The organism is Peribacillus sp. 05N428, assembly GCF_056397085.1.
In genome coordinates this window covers 36,589-57,469 of the sequence record NZ_JBFTMS010000016.1, presented here as the reverse complement: position 1 = coordinate 57,469, position 20,881 = coordinate 36,589, and the positions used below count along the sequence as shown (strand labels likewise).

The 20,881-nt window shown below is 41.9% G+C and carries 21 protein-coding genes; all 21 read left to right on the top strand.

Annotated elements, in window-relative coordinates; genetic code table 11:
- Nucleotides 1-25: 25 nt before the first annotated feature.
- The 21 genes from mraY (at nucleotide 26) to ileS (ending at nucleotide 20,834) form a co-directional block, all read left to right on the top strand.
- Entirely contained in the window at nucleotides 26-1,003 is a 978-nt protein-coding gene (gene mraY / locus AC1DIV_RS15980; protein ID WP_034313901.1) for a phospho-N-acetylmuramoyl-pentapeptide-transferase, read from the top strand.
- Nucleotides 1,004-2,356, top strand: coding sequence for a UDP-N-acetylmuramoyl-L-alanine--D-glutamate ligase (gene murD, locus AC1DIV_RS15975; protein WP_048684588.1), 1,353 nt, complete (start codon nucleotides 1,004-1,006; stop codon nucleotides 2,354-2,356).
- Between the two features lie 157 nt (nucleotides 2,357-2,513).
- Nucleotides 2,514-3,614, top strand: coding sequence for a stage V sporulation protein E (spoVE, locus tag AC1DIV_RS15970; RefSeq protein ID WP_095389937.1), 1,101 nt, complete (start codon nucleotides 2,514-2,516; stop codon nucleotides 3,612-3,614).
- Nucleotides 3,615-3,968: 354 nt separating this feature from the next.
- Nucleotides 3,969-4,877, top strand: a complete 909-nt coding sequence (gene murB, locus AC1DIV_RS15965; RefSeq protein ID WP_340875661.1) for a UDP-N-acetylmuramate dehydrogenase — start codon at nucleotides 3,969-3,971, stop codon at nucleotides 4,875-4,877.
- 129 nt (nucleotides 4,878-5,006) lie between these two features.
- The gene (locus AC1DIV_RS15960; RefSeq protein WP_063596313.1) at nucleotides 5,007-5,789 is read left to right on the top strand and encodes a cell division protein FtsQ/DivIB; all 783 of its coding nucleotides are present in this window, start codon (nucleotides 5,007-5,009) and stop codon (nucleotides 5,787-5,789) included.
- A complete protein-coding gene (locus AC1DIV_RS15955; protein WP_323599225.1) occupies nucleotides 5,776-6,468 on the top strand; it encodes a DUF881 domain-containing protein in 693 nt (230 codons plus the stop codon). The genes AC1DIV_RS15960 and AC1DIV_RS15955 overlap by 14 nt, the downstream gene beginning before the upstream one ends.
- Before the next feature lie 43 nt (nucleotides 6,469-6,511).
- Nucleotides 6,512-7,222, top strand: coding sequence for a DUF881 domain-containing protein (locus tag AC1DIV_RS15950; RefSeq protein ID WP_251538907.1), 711 nt, complete (start codon nucleotides 6,512-6,514; stop codon nucleotides 7,220-7,222).
- Entirely contained in the window at nucleotides 7,222-7,587 is a 366-nt protein-coding gene (locus AC1DIV_RS15945; protein ID WP_034313884.1) for a small basic family protein, read from the top strand. The genes AC1DIV_RS15950 and AC1DIV_RS15945 overlap by 1 nt, the downstream gene beginning before the upstream one ends.
- Nucleotides 7,588-7,842: 255 nt before the next feature.
- On the top strand, nucleotides 7,843-9,141 hold the full coding sequence (gene ftsA, locus AC1DIV_RS15940; protein WP_034313882.1) for a cell division protein FtsA: 1,299 nt from the start codon (nucleotides 7,843-7,845) through the stop codon (nucleotides 9,139-9,141).
- 44 nt (nucleotides 9,142-9,185) lie between these two features.
- Nucleotides 9,186-10,343, top strand: a complete 1,158-nt coding sequence (gene ftsZ / locus AC1DIV_RS15935) for a cell division protein FtsZ (RefSeq protein WP_034313879.1) — start codon at nucleotides 9,186-9,188, stop codon at nucleotides 10,341-10,343.
- A 370-nt stretch (nucleotides 10,344-10,713) separates the two neighbouring features.
- Nucleotides 10,714-11,640 carry a sigma-E processing peptidase SpoIIGA gene (gene spoIIGA / locus AC1DIV_RS15930; RefSeq protein ID WP_034313877.1) on the top strand — a complete coding sequence of 309 codons (927 nt, stop codon included), beginning with the start codon at nucleotides 10,714-10,716 and terminating at the stop codon, nucleotides 11,638-11,640.
- Nucleotides 11,641-11,698: 58 nt separating this feature from the next.
- Complete coding sequence (gene sigE / locus AC1DIV_RS15925; RefSeq protein ID WP_034313874.1) at nucleotides 11,699-12,418, top strand: RNA polymerase sporulation sigma factor SigE; 720 nt, start codon at nucleotides 11,699-11,701, stop codon at nucleotides 12,416-12,418.
- Nucleotides 12,419-12,568: 150 nt separating this feature from the next.
- Entirely contained in the window at nucleotides 12,569-13,348 is a 780-nt protein-coding gene (gene sigG, locus AC1DIV_RS15920) for an RNA polymerase sporulation sigma factor SigG (RefSeq protein ID WP_034313871.1), read from the top strand.
- A gap of 228 nt (nucleotides 13,349-13,576) precedes the next feature.
- The gene (locus AC1DIV_RS15915; protein WP_034313870.1) at nucleotides 13,577-13,846 is read left to right on the top strand and encodes a YlmC/YmxH family sporulation protein; all 270 of its coding nucleotides are present in this window, start codon (nucleotides 13,577-13,579) and stop codon (nucleotides 13,844-13,846) included.
- Nucleotides 13,847-13,901: 55 nt separating this feature from the next.
- Complete coding sequence (gene pgeF / locus AC1DIV_RS15910) at nucleotides 13,902-14,729, top strand: peptidoglycan editing factor PgeF (RefSeq protein WP_477576849.1); 828 nt, start codon at nucleotides 13,902-13,904, stop codon at nucleotides 14,727-14,729.
- Nucleotides 14,730-14,731: 2 nt separating this feature from the next.
- Nucleotides 14,732-15,403 (top strand): YggS family pyridoxal phosphate-dependent enzyme, encoded by a 672-nt coding sequence (locus tag AC1DIV_RS15905; RefSeq protein WP_340875668.1) that lies wholly within the window; start codon nucleotides 14,732-14,734, stop codon nucleotides 15,401-15,403.
- A gap of 21 nt (nucleotides 15,404-15,424) precedes the next feature.
- Nucleotides 15,425-15,889: a cell division protein SepF gene (locus tag AC1DIV_RS15900; RefSeq protein WP_034313864.1), complete on the top strand. Its 465-nt coding sequence runs from the start codon at nucleotides 15,425-15,427 to the stop codon at nucleotides 15,887-15,889.
- 6 nt (nucleotides 15,890-15,895) lie between these two features.
- A complete protein-coding gene (locus AC1DIV_RS15895) occupies nucleotides 15,896-16,162 on the top strand; it encodes a YggT family protein (protein WP_034313862.1) in 267 nt (88 codons plus the stop codon).
- 134 nt (nucleotides 16,163-16,296) lie between these two features.
- A complete protein-coding gene (locus AC1DIV_RS15890; RefSeq protein WP_048684605.1) occupies nucleotides 16,297-17,070 on the top strand; it encodes a YlmH family RNA-binding protein in 774 nt (257 codons plus the stop codon).
- Nucleotides 17,071-17,155: 85 nt separating this feature from the next.
- Nucleotides 17,156-17,671 carry a DivIVA domain-containing protein gene (locus tag AC1DIV_RS15885; RefSeq protein ID WP_034313857.1) on the top strand — a complete coding sequence of 172 codons (516 nt, stop codon included), beginning with the start codon at nucleotides 17,156-17,158 and terminating at the stop codon, nucleotides 17,669-17,671.
- Nucleotides 17,672-18,065: 394 nt separating this feature from the next.
- Nucleotides 18,066-20,834 (top strand): isoleucine--tRNA ligase, encoded by a 2,769-nt coding sequence (ileS, locus tag AC1DIV_RS15880; protein WP_340878484.1) that lies wholly within the window; start codon nucleotides 18,066-18,068, stop codon nucleotides 20,832-20,834.
- Nucleotides 20,835-20,881 lie beyond the last annotated feature (47 nt).

Sequence of the window (20,881 nt, the reverse complement as noted above, 5' to 3'; positions counted from 1 at the left end):
TGTGTTAGGAATGAGGGAATAAGGAATGTTGGAACAAGTGATTTTTTATACGATTTTGGTGGCGTTTTTAGTAACCGTTCTTCTTTCGCCGATTTTCATCCCGTTTTTAAGAAGATTGAAATTCGGGCAAAGTATTAGGGAAGAAGGCCCGCAATCGCATTTGAAGAAAACGGGAACACCCACCATGGGCGGTTTGGTCATATTATTATCTGTTACCATCGCTACACTGGTCATGACTTTGAAATTTTCGGCACCTTCAACCGAAACGTATTTATTATTATTCGTTACTTTAGGTTTTGGTTTATTAGGTTTCCTTGATGACTTCATCAAAGTGGTCATGAAGCGTAACCTGGGACTGACTTCCAAGCAAAAACTGCTTGGACAAATTGTGATTTCGGTCATCTTTTACTTCGTCTTCAAGCAGACAGACCGTTTTAATCCTGAATTAACGATTCCAGGCACTGACTTTGCTTTTGATTTTGGCTGGTTTTATCTGTTCATCGTTATATTCTGGCTGGTAGGCTTTTCAAATGCCGTCAATTTGACGGATGGGCTTGATGGACTTGTCTCAGGGACATCAGCCATTGCCTTTGGTGCTTTTGCCATTTTGGCCTGGAGTCAGTCACAATATGATGTCGCCATTTTTTCGGTTGCGGTTGTCGGTGCAGTACTCGGATTTTTGGTATTCAATGCACACCCGGCAAAGGTTTTCATGGGGGATACGGGTTCCTTGGCCCTTGGGGGAGCGATCGCAACCATCGCCTTGTTAACGAAGCTTGAAATCCTCCTGGTAATCATTGGCGGAGTCTTCGTCATTGAAACGCTCTCGGTCATCCTTCAGGTAGGATCTTTTAAAACGACTGGTAAACGTATTTTTAAAATGAGTCCGCTTCACCACCATTATGAGCTTTCCGGCTGGTCGGAATGGCGTGTCGTCGTCACTTTCTGGACAGTGGGGCTGCTGTGTGCGGTACTCGGAATCTATTTAGAGGTGTGGATATAATTGAAAGAGACTGCAAAGTATTCAGAGAAAAAGATATTAGTATTGGGTTTGGCAAAAAGCGGAGTGATGGCAGCTTCGCTTCTACATAAATTAGGTGCTTTCGTGACGGTTAATGACATGAAGCCATTATCGGAAAATCCTGAGGCTCAAGGACTTCTTGAACAGGGAATCAAAGTCATCTGCGGCAGTCATCCAATCGAGCTTCTGGATGAGGGGTTCGAGCTGATCGTGAAAAATCCGGGAATTCCCTATCGGAACCCTATAGTAAAAGGGGCATTGGAAAAAGGGATTCCTGTTATCACGGAAGTTGAACTGGCCTACCAGATAAGTGAAGCACCTTTCATAGGAATCACTGGTACAAATGGGAAAACGACCACGACAACATTGATATACGAAATGTTGAAGTCCGGTGAAAAATCCCCGCTGATTGCCGGTAATATCGGGACAGTGGCATCTGGTGTTGCTGAACATGCAAAACCAGATGACTCGATCGTCATTGAATTATCATCGTTTCAGTTAATGGGAATAGACGAATTTCGTCCTGAAATCTCAATCGTGACAAATCTGTATGATGCACATTTGGATTATCACAGTTCCAAACAGGAATATGTCGAAGCAAAAGCTGCCATCACGAAAAATCAAATAGCATCGGATTTCATGATTTATAATGCAGATCAAGATCTTGTTTTATCCATGGCGAAAGAGACCAAGGCTGAACTTGTTCCTTTTTCAGCTGAAGTGAAACATGAGAATGGAGCCTATGTGGAAGATGGTGCCGCCTGTTTCCGAGGGGAAAAAATCATTGAAGTTTCAGAGATAGCCCTTCCCGGGAAGCATAATTTGGAAAATGTGCTCGCCGCCATCTCAGCGGCCAAGCTGAAGGGTGTAACGAATGAAGCCATTCAGACTGTACTGAAAACATTTTATGGTGTGGAGCACCGTCTGCAGTTCGTGGCAACGATCGATAACCGTAAATTTTATAATGATTCGAAAGCGACGAACATTCTTGCAGCATCCAAAGCGTTAACATCCTTTACGGAACCTGTCATTTTATTGGCAGGCGGTCTGGATCGCGGAAATGAATTTGATGAGTTGAAACCGGCGATGAAAAATGTCAAAGCCGTGATAACTTTTGGTGAAACGGCGGAAAAAATTGAACGGGTAGCCAAAGAAATAGGAATAGCGAATATAAAACGTGTCGATAATGTAGAAAAGGCCGTGCCGGCTGCATTTGAATTATCAAATGAAGGCGACTGTATTCTTCTCTCCCCGGCTTGTGCAAGCTGGGATCAATATAAAACTTTTGAGCAAAGAGGAGACATGTTTATGGAGGCCGTGCATAAACTTAAGTAAGAGCTTTCGCAGAGAGAAGTGAACTTGCTTCTACGTTGACACCATGAAAAAAAGCGATAATGAGCCGTTATCGCTTTTTTTTTGACTAAAGTGCTGACAAGCAATCAGCACTGATGTTTATATTCGTAGGCTAAAAACTTCCTAGAGGTGGATGTCCGTGCCATTAAAAAAATCGAATCCTGATCTCATTCTCATTATCGTCACCTTAAGTCTTTTGACTGTTGGATTAATCATGGTTTACAGCGCGAGTGCCATTTGGGCAACATATAAATTTGATGATTCGTTTTATTTTGCTAAAAGGCAATTGCTTTTTGCCTGCGTCGGTGTCATAGCCATGTTTTTCATCATGAATGTGGATTACTGGACGTGGCGGACATGGGCCAAAATCCTTATCATCATTTGTTTCATTATGTTACTGGCTGTGCTTGTACCAGGTATAGGGATGGCGAGAAATGGTTCGAGGAGCTGGATTGGTGTGGGTGCTTTTTCGGTCCAACCCTCTGAGTTCATGAAGCTGGCGATGATCGCTTTTTTAGCTAAGTTTTTATCGGAACGGCAAAAGCTGATCACCTCCTTTAAAAAAGGGATGCTTCCATCCTTGGGTTTAGTGTTTTTGGCATTTGGTTTGATCATGTTACAGCCGGACCTTGGAACGGGAACGGTAATGGTTGGAACGTGCATTGTCATGATTTTTATTTCCGGGGCAAGAATCAGTCATTTTGTCGGCTTGGGGCTAATTGGGGTAGCAGGTTTTATCGGTCTGATTTTGTCAGCACCTTACCGGATAAAAAGGATCACGTCTTTTCTGGATCCATGGGAAGACCCTTTGGGCAGTGGATTTCAAATGATTCAATCGTTTTATGCAATCGGGCCAGGGGGATTGTTCGGATTGGGACTCGGGCAAAGCCGCCAAAAGTTTTTCTATTTACCCGAACCGCAGACTGATTTCATTTTTGCCATACTTTCCGAGGAACTTGGCTTCATCGGGGGTTCTCTTGTCATTTTATTATTTGCGTTAATGCTTTGGCGGGGCATTCGGATCGCACTTGGTGCCCCTGATCTATACGGGAGCCTTGTAGCGGTGGGAATCATTGCAATGGTCGCCATTCAAGTGATGATCAATATAGGGGTGGTAACGGGGCTTATGCCGGTTACGGGCATCACCTTGCCCCTCTTAAGTTATGGCGGTTCATCGCTGACGCTCATGTTGATGGCGATTGGGGTGCTCCTGAATATTAGCCGATATTCGAGGTTCTGAAATAAGTAAAAAATGTGGTTTGGCAAAAGGGAAGTCCTGTTGAACGCAGGGCTTCCCTTTTTTACGTTGAAAACCCTTCCAGGAAAAACAATTTTTTGGTGGGGCTTGCCGAAATTTAGAAATAAATGAAATGCCGCTTAAATATTACCATGTATGAATGTTGGGGAATCCACAATAAATATTGGCAATACGTCTTTGTTTAGACTATAGTATAAGAGGGTTAGGCCGTACTGGGGCTTGCTTCTGTTCATTTTTCTGCTAAAAAGGCGTTATTAATCTTGTAATATAAGTGACCTCATGGAAGAGGAAATGAAAATTATAACTTGGAATTTTGGAACAACAAGGAGGTTTATCATGGATAATGTGATAAAGCAATTAACTGAAATGAAAATCGGCAAAGTTCTTGAACAGGAACCGCTTGCAAATCATACAACTATGAAAATTGGGGGGCCGGCTGATTTATTCATCATGCCGTCATCCATTGAAAATATAGAAAAAACGATGCAGGTCATCAAAGAAAATGGGATGCCGTGGAGGGTGATTGGCAGGGGCTCGAACCTGCTGGTCAGTGATGGCGGAATTGAAGGTGCCGTGCTTAAATTGGGTAGAGGACTTGATCATCTCGAGATAAATGGGACGGAGATCAAAGCAGGAGCTGGGGTATCACTTGTCAGCCTCTCCGTACAAATCAGTAAAAAAGGATATGCAGGATTGGAATTTGCCAGTGGGATTCCTGGTTCCGTCGGCGGAGCAGTCTATATGAACGCTGGTGCACATGGTTCCGATATGAGTGAAATCCTCAAGCAGGCACATGTTCTTTTTGAAGATGGAACTCTAGCTTGGCTTTCGAAAGAGGAAATGGAGTTTTCTTATCGAACTTCTCTGCTTCAGAAGAAAAGACCTGGTATCGTACTGGAAGCAATTTTTCAATTGAAAGAGGGGGATAAAACCGAAATCGTTGAAAGAATGCAAAATAACAAGAATTATCGTAAAGATACCCAGCCGTATAATCTTCCATGTGCCGGGAGCATATTTAGGAATCCACTTCCACACCATGCTGGTAAATTGGTCGAGAATGCAGGCCTGAAGGGACATTCTATTGGCGGAGCTCAGATTTCACCGATGCACGGGAACTTCATCGTTAACACAGGTAATGGAAGTGCAGCGGATGTTCAAGCCTTGATACAGCATGTGAAGGATACTGTATATGATAAATTTGAAGTTGAAATGGAAACAGAAGTGGAGATCATTGGAAGAAAATAATGAGATTCATTATATCCAAATATTGTGATATAATGTGTTACCTTTAAAGTTTGTTAAGAACATAATATTGAGTTTTCTTGATTTCGCACTGTCAAGAACCATCCATTTTTTCAGGAAGAGGTGAAGGGGATGGAAAAGGGAAAAATCGTTTCCATTGAGGACCGCATCCCGAAATTAAAACAATTAAGAAAAAGCAAAGCAAACAGGCGACTTGTTCTTTTGCTGTCCCTTTTCTTCATTCTTGTTGCTTGTGTGCTATATTTCTTATCCCCGTTGAGCTATGTGAAATCCGTGCAGGTAGAGGGGAATCGGTATATTACTTCCAAACAGATCATTAAATTGAGTAAGGTGAAGAAGGATCGAAGCATCTGGAAGGTTGATACAGGGACAGCCGAAGCCAATATCAAAAAAAATCAAGAAATAAAAAGCGTTAAGGTGACACCGGTATTTCCTAATTCCATTAAAATTACGGTTTCGGAACATAACAGAATGGCATATTTGTCCAATAATGGGAAGTTTGCACCCATTTTGGAAAACGGGTCCGTTTTAGAGGAGTTAGCAACAGGAGAAATTCCAGTATTTGCCCCTGTTTTAATTGGTTTCAAAGAGGGTAAAGCATTAAAGTTGCTTTTAGAAGAGCTGGACAAGCTTCCTGTCGAGATCCAGAATGCCATTTCGGAAATTCATTACGCTCCTACAAAAACCGATGAATACCATATCGTCATGTTCATGAACGATGGGTTTGAAGTAAGTGCGACAAGCCGGACTTTATACGAGAAAATGATTCACTATCCATCGATAGTCAGCCAGCTGGATCCAAATGTAAAGGGAGTCATCGATCTGGAAGTGGGTTCTTATTTTAAAGCATATGAAGACGCTGAACAAAAGGAAGACTCCAATGAGGAAAATTAATGGCAAACGGGTGGTTTTACCCCTGGTTTGCGTGGTTCTCGGATTCATGATTGCCTTCTCTTACAATCTGACCAAAGAAGGTGAAGGTGCAGGGAAGGACAAAGCCTGGGATCAGGAATATGAGCTCAGGCAGCAGCTGATCGAACAAGAGAAGCAGAACCGGGAACTTCAAAAGGAACTCCTCCAGAAGCAAGAAAATGTATCCCAAATAGAAAAAGACCTAGCGCAGGAAAAGCACCTTTTTTTCAATTTGGCAAAGGAAACGGAAAAATACCGAATGTTTCTCGGAAAAGTGAAAGTGAAAGGCTCAGGCCTTCAGGTGACGCTTGAAGATGGTACAGATATGGAATCAGAAGCCAATGTTAATAATTACCTCGTCCATGAACAGCATGTCTTCAAGGTCGTCAATGAACTATACATATCAGGTGCAGAAGCTGTTGCGATTAACGGTCAAAGGTTAAATCATGATTCATACATAATCTGTAATGGGCCTGTGATTACAATTGATGGCCATCAGCATCCTGCTCCCTTCATCATATCTGCGATAGGGGACCCGGAAGTCCTGGGTGCTTCACTGGATTTACCGGGTGGCATCAAGGAACAGCTGGTTAATGAGAATATTATCTTTACAGTGGAAAAACAAAAGAATATCATTTTTGATCCAATTATTGGAGGGTGATCGTGACCGCCGGATTCGATGAAAGATTGGTGAGAAACTGGAAATGAAAAAAAAGCTTTCTTTTAGTTTGGTTACGTTGATTGCTGGCTTCATGCTCGCTATTCAATTCAATTTGGTGAATCAGCCTGTTGTATCCGATACAAGGGATATGTGGGAACTGAAAAATGATTTATTGAAAGAACAGCAGACCCAGGCGGAATTAATAGAGGGTATCAGTAAGCTTGAGGGAAAAATAGCATCTTATGAAACAAAGAAAAATGAGGGTAAAGAAGAAGTCTTGCGTGACACCCTGATCGAATTGAAGACTGACGCAGGTTTGACCGAAATAAGAGGTAATGGGGTAGTCGTATCTATACAGCCTATCAAGGCCGATATCCTTCTCGGTGAGAAGGTCAAGTATATTTCACCAGTATTGATCATTCGGCTCATTAATGAAATGTATAGGTATGGCGCTGACGAAATTTCCATTTCAGGACAAAGGTATATATCAACATCGGTTATTCGTGATATTAATGGGCAGCCGAAAATGGACGGATATCCTCTGGTTCATTACCCGGTTGAAGTGCAGGCAATAACCGTTAATCCAAAGAAACTGAAGCAGCGCATTGAAGGTTCCGAACTTATGGATGATTTCTTTATAGACAATTTTGAAGTGCAGATTAAGGTGCCTTCCGGCGAGTTGACATTGCCGGCTTATCAAAATGCTATTAACGTGGAACATATGGAACCCATTATGGATGGGGGGGAATCGTAATGTGGCTTTCAGTTTTTGGTCTGTTGATTGGAATCACCCTTGGTTTTTTGGTGGATTTTGATATTCCCCATGAATATTCAAATTATCTCTCCATTGCCGTGCTTGCTGCTTTTGATACCTTATTTGGGGGAATACGGGCTCATTTGCAAAATCTTTATGATGAAGTTGTATTTGTAACAGGATTCTTCTTTAATATTATTTTAGCCGCAGGTTTGGCTTTTCTAGGTGTACATCTTGGTGTAGACTTATATTTAGCCGCAATCTTTGTATTCGGTGTCAGGCTCTTTCAAAATATTGCCCTGATTAGAAGGATCCTGATTGAAAAATGGTCCATTTCCCGGAAAAAGCAGAAAAAAAATCTATAATTTTAAAGGGAATTAAGTTATAAATGACGAATAGTTTATGGCAGTATCTAGTTTTTTTAGTAAATCAGTCTCGTAGAGAAGCGAACAATATACACCATAAAGTACGAGTTTTGTTCGGGAAATACAAAATGAAACGCTTATCTATGTAATTCGTCAGTTGTTGTAAACAGTTCTGTTATTCTATAATGTATAAGTCTTCGATATAAAGATGTTATTCTACTAATACATGTATAAAACTGAAGGAGGTGCCATGGAATGAACAGCAACGAAATATACGTAAGTCTTGACATCGGTACATCCAGTGTAAAAGTTATCATTGGGGAAATGGTCAATGACACATTAAATATAATCGGTGTAGGAAATGTTAAATCAGAAGGGCTCAAAAAGGGTTCGATCGTCGGTATAGATGAAACCGTCCAATCCATTCAAAAGGCTATAGAGCAAGCAGAACGGATGATAGGGATGGAGATAACAAAAGTAATCGTCGGCATAAGTGGAAATCATGTGACGCTTCAGCCGTGTCATGGGGTAGTAGCGGTATCCAGTGACAATAAAGAGATTACCGAGCATGACGTTTTCCGTGTCAGGGAAGCAGCGGAGTTAATAACGATACCATCCGACAGGGAAATCATCGACGTGGTGCCAATTCACTACAAAGTTGATGAACTTGATGAAATCAGTGATCCACGGGGCATGATAGGTGTCCGGTTGGAAATGAGAGGGATTTTAATCACAGGTCTTCGGACAATTTTACATAATACGCTGCGCTGTGTGGAAAGGGCAGGATTGGAAATAACCGATATCGCCCTTCAGCCCTTAGCCGCAGGTTCCCTTGTTTTATCCAAGGATGAAAAAGAACTTGGTGTGGCACTTGTCGATATTGGCGGGGGTTCCACGACCCTGGCAATTTTCGAACAAGGCTATTTACAATATACGTCTGTGATACCTATAGGCGGGGAAACACTTACGAAAGACCTTTCCATCGTTCTAAGGACGACTATGGAAGAAGCTGAGAAAATAAAAGTGAAGCATGGACATGCCTTTTATGATGACGCGTCTGAAGATGAAGTATTCCAAATACCGATCATCGGCAGCGATCAGCAACAGACCTGCAACCAGTTAATGCTTTCGGATATCATTGAAGCGCGGGTGACCGAAATATTCGAGTTGATTCAAGATGATTTGAAGAGACTTGGCTTCCAGGATATACCGGGTGGTTTCGTGTTGACCGGGGGCGTCGTCAAGATGCCGGGTGTCCTGGAGCTAGCTCAATATGTGTTCCAAAACCGAGTAAGGACAGCTGAACCCAATTACATCGGTGTTAGGGAACCCCAATACACCACGGCTGTTGGTTTGATTAAACACGCATGCAAGAAAGAGAGAATGCAAAAAAACACCGCTAATAAAACTCCTGTAGCAGCTGGACAAGCTCAAGAAGATAACGACCAGCGCAGCCAGAAGGTTTCTCAGAAAAATAAAGAGAACACGGCTAAAAAACAAGGTGAAAAAGGTGAATCTAAATTCAAAAAAATCCTGGGTTACTTTTTTGAATAACAATCATTAAGAATCGGGAATTTCGTCAAAATAGGAGGATTGTCATGTTGGAGTTTGATTCTAATCTAGAACAATTAGCAACGATAAAAGTAATAGGTGTTGGCGGCGGCGGAAACAATGCGGTAAACAGAATGATCGAGCATGGTGTACAGGGTGTTGAGTTTATTTCTGTCAATACTGACGCACAGGCTCTTAATCTATCAAAAGCAGAAATCAAAATGCAAATCGGTGGGAAGCTTACACGTGGTTTGGGTGCAGGTGCCAATCCAGAGGTAGGAAAAAAAGCTGCTGAAGAAAGCAAAGAGCAGATTGAAGAAGCGCTTAAAGGTGCCGATATGGTATTCGTAACGGCTGGAATGGGCGGCGGTACGGGAACGGGGGCAGCTCCTGTCATAGCGGGCATTGCTAAAGATCTAGGAGCCCTTACAGTGGGTGTAGTTACACGTCCATTTACTTTCGAAGGCCGAAAACGTGCAACACAGGCACAAGGCGGCATTTCATCCATGAAGGAATCGGTTGACACACTGATCGTCATTCCGAACGACCGCCTCCTTGAAATCGTCGATAAAAGCACGCCAATGCTTGAAGCATTCCGTGAAGCGGATAATGTACTTCGCCAAGGTGTACAAGGGATTTCAGATTTAATTGCTGTTCCAGGTCTTATTAACTTGGACTTTGCCGATGTGAAGACGATCATGTCCAACAAAGGTTCAGCTCTTATGGGAATCGGGATTTCCTCCGGGGAAAACCGTGCGGCGGAAGCGGCGAAAAAAGCCATTTCCAGTCCGTTGCTTGAAACATCGATTGATGGCGCCCAAGGCGTACTGATGAATATTACCGGTGGTACGAACCTAAGTCTTTTTGAAGTCCAGGAAGCGGCAGATATCGTGGCTACAGCATCCGATCAAGACGTCAACATGATTTTTGGTTCTGTTATCAATGAAAACCTTAAAGACGAAATCGTCGTTACGGTAATTGCTACAGGATTTAACGAGGTTGAAGCTTCAATTCGGCCTACTGGACGTCCAACACTCGGACAGCAGCAGCAATCAAGACCTCAGACACAACAAACGCCACAGTCTAACGTGAAGCGTGAAGTGAAGAGGGAAGAAGTCAATGAACAGCCTGCACGTAATGCCAATCAAGGTGATGAGGCTTTGGATATTCCAACATTCCTCCGTAACCGTAACAGACGCCGTTAATACCGACGTTATATGCCGTTCCCATTTGGGGACGGTTTTTTGTCGTTAATAAAATGCATTCCTAGACGGAATTGTGCTGGATGTTGCCTGGGCAGAAGGGAGCTTCCGTCTTTTGTTCACTTCCATTCATTAATGTAAAAAGATGAGAGGGAAATTATTAAACTTTTATAACATAAATCGACAGCAGTAAAAGGGAGCAGGATAGTCTCTAAGACAGTATTGAAAATATCAATAGCTGATTTTCTACAAAAAGGGTAAAAATGACTGAAAAACTCTTAAGTTTTCAGTACAAAAAGTGACACACTTTCTTAGGGCAGGTACGCTATACTTTTTGCTAGTGGAAGGTTAGTTCATATAAGGAGGGGAGGGTGTGACTTTATATTTAGATGTGATCTGGTTATTGAATTGGTTATTTGACTGCCTCCTTTTATATTGGACCGCAATCATTCTCAAACGAAGGGTAGCTCTTTGGCGGGTATGCATCGGCGGATTGATTGGTTCCTTCATTATCGTATTGGCATTCACTCCTTTTTATGCAATTGCCGACCGGGTATACATGAAGATTTTAGTATCCATGGTCATGGTGCTGGCAACCTTTGGGTTTAATAGGTTAAAACTATTCGTGAAATCGGTGGCCACTTTATATTTTGTGACATTTTTATCGGGAGGAATCCTTCTGGGACTTCACTACCTATTTGAATTCCAAATCGTGTCCAAGGACCCTGGTCAATATGCCGGAATCAATCGTTTTGGCGACCCTGTCAGCTGGATATTCGTCATGATCGGGTTCCCGCTCGCATGGCAATTTTCCAAGCGAACACTAGAAGGGATGGAAATGACCAAGCTTACACATGAACAAATGGTTTCGGTCTCGGTTAAAATTTCTGACTTTGAAGGAACGTTTCATGGATTGGTGGATAGCGGCAATCAACTATATGACCCGATTACACGTTCCCCAGTAATGATCATTTCTCTTTCAGGCGCGGAAACAGGAATTCCGAATGATATGCTAGAGCTCTTTAAAAACCCCGATACCCTGATTAGTCAGGAAGTGCAGCCCGAATATTCATGGACAGGAAGAATGCGTGTCATCCCTTATAAAGTCGTAGGTCATGAACATCAGCTGTTAACCGCAATCAAACCGGATTATATTAAAATCGTTCAAGGAGAAAAAGAATTTCATGTCAAGCAGGGTCTCATTTCGTTTACCTTTCAACAACTCTCTCCCGACAATAGCTATCAATCTATCGTTCACCCGAAGATGTTAACCGGCATACCGGTGCAAACTGCCTCCTGAACCATCGATTCACTCTTAAATTTGACCCATAATCCGTTTATTAGAAGGGAGAATTATTTTGAAGAAATTCATTCTTCGGCTTACTTACTTTTGGTACAAACTATTGTTCAAGCTCGGATTGAAAACGGACGAAATATTTTATATAGGAGGGAGTGAGGCACTGCCGCCGCCCCTTTCAAAGGAAGAAGAGGCAATACTGATCAATAAATTACCAAATGGCGATGAAGCTGCACGCTCGATCTTGATTGAACGTAATTTAAGGCTGGTTGTTTATATTGCCAGGAAATTCGAAAATACAGGCATCAACATTGAAGATTTAATCAGCATAGGTACCATAGGTTTGATCAAAGCTGTGAATACATTCAATCCTGAGAAGAAAATAAAACTGGCTACATATGCATCGAGATGCATCGAGAATGAAATATTGATGTATTTACGCAGAAATAACAAGATCCGCTCTGAAGTTTCTTTTGATGAACCTCTGAATATTGATTGGGATGGAAATGAACTTCTGTTATCCGATGTACTGGGAACGGATGATGACATTATCACGAAAGACCTTGAGGCAAACGTTGACCGTAAGTTGCTGACAAAAGCACTTACACAGTTATCGGAACGTGAAAAACAGATAATGGAACTCCGTTTTGGGCTTGCAGGAGGAGAAGAAAAAACCCAAAAGGACGTTGCCGACATGCTGGGCATTTCCCAATCTTACATTTCGCGTTTGGAAAAACGGATTATTAAGAGGCTTCGTAAAGAATTTAATAAAATGGTGTAAAAAAATAAAGTGCTTGAATGTCAATCAAATCAATACTTCGGTAGCTATATTGAAAAATAATCGGGATTTTCTGTTCTAGCCATGTGCATATTTTTTCCTCCCGCGGAAATACTGTTTTTTGTACAGCGCTCCTGTGAGGAGGGAATAATTTTGTCTCGTAATAAGGTTGAAATCTGCGGTGTGGATACATCAAAATTACCGGTTTTAAAGAATGAAGAAATGAGAAAACTCTTTAAAGAACTGCAAGATGGCGATATTTCAGCAAGAGAGAAACTGGTAAACGGGAATCTTCGACTCGTTCTAAGCGTCATTCAACGCTTCAACAATCGGGGAGAGTATGTAGATGATCTATTTCAGGTAGGCTGTATAGGGTTGATGAAGTCGATAGATAACTTTGACCTAGGTCAAAATGTTAAGTTTTCAACGTATGCTGTACCGATGATTATTGGAGAAATCAGAAGATATCTTCGTGATAATAATCCGATTCGGGTATCCCGTTCTTTAAGAGACATCGCTTACAAAGCTTTGCAGGTAAAAGAAAAGCTCATAAGCCAGACCCTTCGTGAGCCGACAGCTGAAGAAATCGCCAAGGTGTTGGAAGTACCTCATGAAGAAATTGTTTTTGCACTAGATGCTATACAAGATCCAGTTTCACTTTTTGAACCGATTTATAATGATGGCGGGGATCCGATTTATGTACTCGACCAACTGAGTGATGAAAAAAATAAAGATAGTACCTGGATTGATGAAATAGCTATAAATGAAGGCATGAGACGGTTGAATGACCGGGAAAAAATGATCCTTCGCAAACGGTTTTTCCAAGGGAAGACGCAAATGGAGGTAGCCGAGGAAATCGGCATTTCACAAGCACAGGTCTCCCGCTTGGAAAAAGCGGCAATCAAGCAAATGAATAAAAATATCCAACAGTAGAAGCTGAGCATGAGAAAAAGTTAGCTGAAGCGGGCAGGGCAAAAATGTCGATACCCGCTTCATAGCTACTTATCCATTGCGGCTTTTTTATTTTGTTGAAAATCCCTTCCGGAAGGGATCGTGAATCGGGGACGTTTATTTATCGTAATCTTCATCCTTGAGCGCATCTTGTCATATACATAGGAATAGGACCTTCATCTATGATGAATTTTTGAGGAGCTGAGTGATGTGACCAGGATTTCAGAATTTCAAATAAAGGATATCGTCAATATAGCGGATGGGAAGAAGTTGGGTAATATGTCAGACCTTGAAATAAATACGGCCACGGGGAAAATAGAGGCCATCGTCGTTTCAAATGGTACCCGATTAATGGGTTTTTTTGGAAGAGAACAAGACATTGTGATTCCATGGCGCAAAATAAAAAAAATCGGTGCGGATGTCATACTTGTTGAACATCAGACGGTATTTCAAGGAGAACTGAAAGATGAACGTTTTTAAAGGTGCATGGCGCAAATATATGATACACTAGACTAAAAATAAAGAGGTTTTTAGCATGAAAGAGCCATTTGTTTTAATAAAAGACCAATATATGCTCATTGACAGCTGGAGACAAAAAAATCTCCAGCTCGTAGCGGGCTTCACCACAAAAAATGGGGGAGTCAGTACAGGTGAATTTCAAACATTGAATACCGGTTTTCATGTCGGGGATAAACTTGGTGATGTCCAGGGAAATCGCAGGATTATAGCCGATAAGCTGATGTATCCGCTTAATGAATGGATAGGGGCCGAGCAGACACATGAAACGAATATCCATCAGGTTACCAGCCGCGATTGCGGGAGAGGTGCTGCGGATTATGATTCAGCCTTTAAAGCGACTGATGGATTCTATACGAAGGACCCAAACGTTCTATTGACCCTTTGCTATGCAGACTGCGTGCCCTTATACTTTCTTGCTCCGGCACATGGTATGATTGGGGTGGCACATGCTGGCTGGAAGGGCACGGTTAATGGGATTGCACGAAAAATGGTTGAGGCATTGCTGAATGAGGGTATAAAAGCAAGTGAGATATTTGCTGTTATTGGACCTTCGATTTGTTCGAAATGCTATGTAGTTGATGATTATGTCATGGATTTAGTGCAGAATTTGCTGGTAGATATTGACGAAAAGCCCTATAATTTAATCAGTGAAGGACAATATCAGTTAGACCTTAAGCAACTTAATGCATTGATTCTTCAAAAATCAGGAATTCCAAATAGTCAGATCGACGTTACATCATACTGTACAAGCTGTGATCATGAATTGTTTTTTTCACATCGCCGTGATAACGGGAAGACAGGCAGATTGATGAGTTTTATCGGTTGGAAGGAGGATTTAGAGTAACAGTGAAAGTAGTGGACAATTTAAAAAACATCGAAGAAAAAATAAATATAGCATGTGAAAATAGTGGTAGGGACCGTGAAGCGATAAAGTTGATCGCAGTGACGAAATATGTTTCGGTCGAGAGGGCGAATGAAGCATTGGAAGCGGGAATACTTGATTTGGGCGAAAACCGTGACGAAGGTCTATTGGCTAAATATGAAGTGCTGAAGGACAAGCCAAACTGGCATTATATTGGTTCCATGCAAACACGCAAAGTTAAGAATGTCATCGATAAAATTTCATATATCCATTCATTGGATCGCATTTCTTTGGCAGAAGAAATTCAAAAACGCGCAAATGAGCCGATAAACTGTTTAGTGCAGGTGAATGTATCTGGTGAGGAATCAAAACATGGTCTGAATCCGGATGCGACTATTGATTTCATCAAAGGGTTATCTGCTTTTGATAAGGTGAATGTTGCAGGATTGATGACGATGGCTCCATTGACTGATGATGAACGGATTTTGCGGGAATGTTTCAGGAAACTGAAAGGCATCCAGGTCGAAGTACAAGCTTTGGAGTTGAAGCATGCCCCCTGTACTGAATTGTCCATGGGTATGTCCAATGATTTCATGATTGCCATTGAGGAAGGCGCTACAATGATCCGGATTGGTACAGCACTTGTAGGCGAATAATTTTAAGGAGGTACGCTAAAGATGTCGTTCGTATCAAAATTTAAATCTTATTTCGCGCTGGATGATGAGTATGAGTACAGGGATGAAGTGGTGGAAGAAGAGGAGGCTGAACCAAAAGTCGTGAAGTCAGCTAAACAGCAGCAGTCCGCTTCTGCAGGGAATAATACCAATCAGAATATCGTAAGTTTGCAAAGCGTACAGAAATCTTCTAAAGTAGTATTATTGGAGCCGCGTGCTTATGCAGAAGCCCAGGAGGTAGCTGATCATTTGAAAAACAGGCGCGCAGTAGTCGTGAACCTTCAACGAATCCAGCATGACCAAGGAAAGCGAATCATCGATTTTCTAAGTGGGACTGTCTATGCAATCAGCGGGGATATCCAAAAAATCGGAACAGATATATTCTTATGTACCCCGGACAACGTCGATGTTTCCGGTAATATTACCGGCTTCGCCGCCGAAGAGGAGTACGAAGAAGCGAGGTGGTAATGGTTAATGGGTCTAGTGCTTCAGGGTTTATATTATTTAATTGAAATTTATTCAATGGCATTAATCGTTTACATATTGATGTCATGGTTCCCCAATGCAAGGGAGACATCAATCGGTCAATTTTTGGAAAAAATTTGCGAACCGTATTTAGAACCGTTCAGAAAGTTCATTCCGCCACTTGGCATGATTGATCTTTCACCTCTTGTGGCCTTGCTGGTTCTTAATTTTGCCAGCGGTTATGGAATTTATTACTTACAGACATTAATTGGATGATCAACAATTAACCTGACATGCATATTACTACACAGTCGGAACATTTCCGCTGTGTAGTTGCAACGCCAGAATGAGTTCAATCAATTCCTTATGATCGACCATTAATTTGATAACTAAGGAGCATTTATTCAATCATGAGTATTTATCAGCATTTCAGGCCGGAGGAAAAAGATTTTATCGACCAGGCTATGAATTGGATTGATCAAGTTAAACATTCCTACGCTCCGAAACTATCTGATTTTCTTGATCCGCGTCAGCAGGAAATCCTTACTTCCTTAATAGGGAATGATCCGGAAGCGAAACTGCAATTCAATGGCGGGAGCGATTTCGTAGAGCGAAAACGTGTGCTCATTTTCCCTGATTATTACTCTCCTGAACCATCTGATTTCAATATCTCCTTATACGATATCTCCTATCCAAAAAAATTTGTAACGCTTGAACATAGGCAAATACTTGGAACCTTGATGTCACTAGGGGTAAAACGTGAAAAATTTGGTGATATAATAGTGACGGAAGAGCATATTCAATTTATAGCTGCCGAAGAGATGGATTCATATCTCACTGGGAATCTGGAGAAAATAGGGAATGCTTCCGTTTCCATCAAACGGCTTCCAATCGAGAATATCGTCCAAGTTAAGGAAAAATGGGAAGAGCAAGTAACCACCGTCAGTTCTCTTAGGCTTGACAGTGTGCTATCGGCCGTCCTGAATTTGTCCCGTCAAAAAACCCAGTCCTTGATAACGTCAGGAAAAGTAAAGGTGAATTTCAAGCAAACGGAAAACGTCTCGGAAGAATGCCGTGAGGGTGACACACTTTCCATCAGAGGTTTTGGAAGATGTAAAATAACTTCAATCGATGGGAAAACCAAGAAGGATAAGTGGAGAATCTCGTTAGGCAGACAAAAATAATTCAAGAAAAAGCAGGAATCATAAATTTATTGTCGAATATAGAGTTTTAACATACTAGAGTAGAAACCGTTCTGGAGGTGCCGTAATGCCCTTAACCCCGATAGATATACATAACAAGGAATTTAACAAAGTATTTCGAGGGTATGATGAAGATGAAGTAAATGAATTTCTCGACCAGGTCATTAAAGATTATGAACTGATTTTGAGGGAGAAGAAGGAACTTGAAGATAAACTGAACGAGACTTTCGATCGTTTGGGACATTTTACGACAATTGAGGGTACACTTAACAAGTCGATTATTGTCGCTCAGGAAGCAGCCGAAGAATTAAGGCGCAATGCCCAAAAAGAAGCGAAACTGATCATAAAGGAAGCAGAGAAAAATGCTGACAGGATCGTAAATGAGTCACTTGTGAAAGCAAGGAAAATAGCGATGGATATTGAAGATTTGAAAAAACAATCCAAAGTATTCCGGACACGTTTCAAAATGCTTGTCGGTGCACAGCTGGATTTGCTGGACAATGACGATTGGGACCATCTTCTGGATTATGAAGTGGATGCGACTGAAATAGAATTAAATGAGAGAGTGGAAGAGGAAATTTAAACGATTCCTTGACTTTGAACACTTTTTTCGCATATAATTTTTTAACAATACAATTCATTATGAAATTAGACGATGACAGGGAAAGTAAATTCTTCACACACTTATTTTTAGCGAACCGGGGATGGTGAAAGCCCGGAATAAGCGAAGATATTGAAGATCACCCTTGAGTTCTGAGTTGAACCTGCTTTTGCAGTAAGTAAATGAAGCGTTTCATTCACGTTACGAATGCTCGAGAGGTTGGATTCACTTCGTGAATCTTTCTAGCCAGGGTGGTACCGCGGGAAGCAAAGCTTTCTCGTCCCTTTTTTAGGGATGAGAGGGCTTTTTATTTTGGCCGGATATCAAGTCATCGGTTCGAATGAATTTTTTTAAAAGACGGATGGAGGATTTTATGATGGAATACAAAGATACCTTATTGATGCCTAAAACTGAATTTCCAATGCGGGGGAATTTGCCGAAGCGTGAACCGGAAATCCAAGAAAAATGGAAAGAAATGAACATCTATAAAAAAGTGCAAGAACAAACGGAAGGACGTCCTTTATTCATTTTGCATGATGGACCTCCATATGCCAACGGCGATATCCACATGGGCCATGCAATGAATAAGGTTTTAAAGGATTTTATTGTCCGATTTAAATCGATGAGCGGTTTTCAAGCACCGTATGTACCTGGCTGGGATACACATGGGCTTCCAATCGAAACGGCATTGACGAAAAAAGGCGTGAAACGGAAAGAAATGAGCGTTGCCGAATTCAGAAAGCTTTGTGAAGAGTATGCTTATGGCCAGATTGACAATCAACGTGAGCAGTTTAAGAGAATAGGGGTCCGTGGTGATTGGGAAAATCCTTATATCACATTGAAGCCTGAATATGAAGCACAGCAAATCAAGGTATTCGGTGAAATGGCGAAAAAAGGCTACATTTATAAAGGGAAAAAACCTGTTTACTGGTCCCCTTCAAGTGAATCAGCGCTAGCCGAAGCTGAAATCGAATATCAAGACAAACGCTCTGCTTCGATCTATGTTGCTTTTGAAGTCACAGATGGCAAAGGTGTAATTGATGAAGGCGTCAAGATCATCATCTGGACGACAACTCCATGGACGATTCCGGCTAATCTTGGTATCTCATTGCATCCGCAATTAAATTATGTAGTAGTGGCTGTCGAAAATGAAAAATTCTTAATTGCTGAGGCACTGCTTGAATCGGTTACGGAAACATTAGGCTGGGAAAACCCGTCCATCCATAAAACAGTAAAAGGGAGCGAGTTGGACCGTGCTGTTGCCAAACATCCTCTTTATGACCGTGAATCTTTAGTGATGTTAGGTGAGCACGTAACGACTGAAGCTGGAACGGGCTGTGTTCATACTGCGCCAGGTCATGGTGAAGATGACTTTATCATTGGGCAAAAATATGGCTTGGACGTACTTTGTCCTGTAGATGAAAAAGGGGTCATGACGGAAGAAGCAGGGGAATTTGCCGGATTATTTTATGATCAAGCGAATAAACCGATTACCGAAAAATTAACTGAAGCAGGCGCGTTATTGAACTTGACGTTCATCACGCACTCTTATCCACATGACTGGCGGACGAAGAAGCCAACGATCTTCCGTGCAACAGCACAATGGTTCGCGTCAATCAAGGACTTCCGCAATGAACTTCTGGAAGCGATTGAAGAAACGAAATGGGTACCGGCTTGGGGCGAAACGCGCCTATTCAATATGGTCCGTGACCGTGGGGATTGGTGTATTTCCCGCCAACGCGCTTGGGGCGTGCCAATTCCAGTGTTTTATGGAGAAAATGGCGAGCCGATCATTACGGATGAAACCATCGACCATATTTCAAACCTATTCCGCGAACACGGTTCAAACATCTGGTTTGAGCGTGAAGCGAAAGATCTTCTGCCTGAGGGCTATACACATGAAGGCAGCCCGAATGGTATCTTCACGAAAGAAACGGATATCATGGACGTATGGTTCGATTCCGGTTCTTCTCATCAAGCGGTACTTGAAGAAAGAGACGACTTGCAACGCCCTGCTGACCTTTATTTAGAAGGGTCCGATCAATATCGCGGCTGGTTTAACTCATCACTTTCAACGAGCGTTGCCGTTACAGGCAAAGCACCATATAAAGGTGTACTTAGCCACGGGTTCGCATTGGATGGCGAAGGCCGTAAAATGAGTAAGTCGATTGGGAATGTTGTACTGCCATCCAAGGTCATGAACCAACTGGGTGCAGATATCTTACGCCTTTGGGTAGCTTCGGTGGATTACCAATCGGATGTCAGGGTTTCCGATCCTATTTTAAAACAAGTTTCGGAAGTTTACCGTAAGATTCGTAATACTTTCCGCTTCCTGTTGGGGAACTTGGATGGATTCAATCCTAAGACCGATAAAGTGGCTGTTCAAGAATTGCCTGAAGTCGATCGATACATGCTGGTTAAATTAAATAAACTGATCAAACAGTCGAAGCTAAGTTATGAAAATTATGAGTTTGCTACCATTTATAATATGGTCAATAATTTCTGTACACAGGATTTAAGTTCGTTCTACCTTGATTATGCAAAAGACATTCTTTATTGTGAAGCACCAAATGGGAAAGAGCGTATGGCCATTCAAACGGTCCTTTACGAATCATTGGTCAGCTTGACTAAATTGGTATCACCGATCCTCTCTCATACAGCTGATGAAGTATGGGCGTTCATTCCGGGTGTAACGGAAGAAAGTGTACAGTTGACATTGATGCCTGAAGAAATTTCCATTGATGATGCTGAAGTCATTGAAGCAAAATGGACGGCGTTCATGGATGTCCGTGATAATGTTCTGAAAGCATTGGAAGAAGCCCGTAACCAGAAGGTCATCGGAAAATCACTGAATGCTAAAGTGACGGTATATGTTAATGAAGAAACGAAAAACCTGCTTGATGGCATCAAGGAAAGCTTTGAACAGCTATTCATCGTATCTGAATTTGAAATCGCTGGAGATGTGGCAAGTGCCCCAGCCGAAGCGGTTAAACTTGAGGATATAGCAATCCTTGTTACAAAAGCAGAAGGTGAAACGTGTGAACGTTGCTGGAATGTTTCGAAGGAAGTAGGTCAAGTGGAGGATCATCCAACACTTTGCCCGCGTTGTGCTACAGTCGTGAAAGAACATTACGTGAATCAATAATTCCTGCAAAAAAGCCGGTCCCTATATGAAGGGCCGGCTTTTTTGTG

Coding starts and splice junctions, on each gene's coding strand:
- mraY (WP_034313901.1), top strand. CDS start 26: ATGTTGGAACAAGTGATTTTTTATACGATTTTGGTGGCGTTTTTAGTA.
- AC1DIV_RS15895 (WP_034313862.1), top strand. CDS start 15,896: ATGGGTCTAGTGCTTCAGGGTTTATATTATTTAATTGAAATTTATTCA.
- ileS (WP_340878484.1), top strand. CDS start 18,066: ATGGAATACAAAGATACCTTATTGATGCCTAAAACTGAATTTCCAATG.
- AC1DIV_RS15960 (WP_063596313.1), top strand. CDS start 5,007: ATGGAAAAGGGAAAAATCGTTTCCATTGAGGACCGCATCCCGAAATTA.
- murB (WP_340875661.1), top strand. CDS start 3,969: ATGGATAATGTGATAAAGCAATTAACTGAAATGAAAATCGGCAAAGTT.
- AC1DIV_RS15945 (WP_034313884.1), top strand. CDS start 7,222: ATGTGGCTTTCAGTTTTTGGTCTGTTGATTGGAATCACCCTTGGTTTT.
- AC1DIV_RS15890 (WP_048684605.1), top strand. CDS start 16,297: ATGAGTATTTATCAGCATTTCAGGCCGGAGGAAAAAGATTTTATCGAC.
- ftsZ (WP_034313879.1), top strand. CDS start 9,186: ATGTTGGAGTTTGATTCTAATCTAGAACAATTAGCAACGATAAAAGTA.
- AC1DIV_RS15885 (WP_034313857.1), top strand. CDS start 17,156: ATGCCCTTAACCCCGATAGATATACATAACAAGGAATTTAACAAAGTA.
- ftsA (WP_034313882.1), top strand. CDS start 7,843: ATGAACAGCAACGAAATATACGTAAGTCTTGACATCGGTACATCCAGT.
- AC1DIV_RS15950 (WP_251538907.1), top strand. CDS start 6,512: ATGAAAAAAAAGCTTTCTTTTAGTTTGGTTACGTTGATTGCTGGCTTC.
- AC1DIV_RS15900 (WP_034313864.1), top strand. CDS start 15,425: ATGTCGTTCGTATCAAAATTTAAATCTTATTTCGCGCTGGATGATGAG.
- AC1DIV_RS15955 (WP_323599225.1), top strand. CDS start 5,776: ATGAGGAAAATTAATGGCAAACGGGTGGTTTTACCCCTGGTTTGCGTG.
- pgeF (WP_477576849.1), top strand. CDS start 13,902: ATGAAAGAGCCATTTGTTTTAATAAAAGACCAATATATGCTCATTGAC.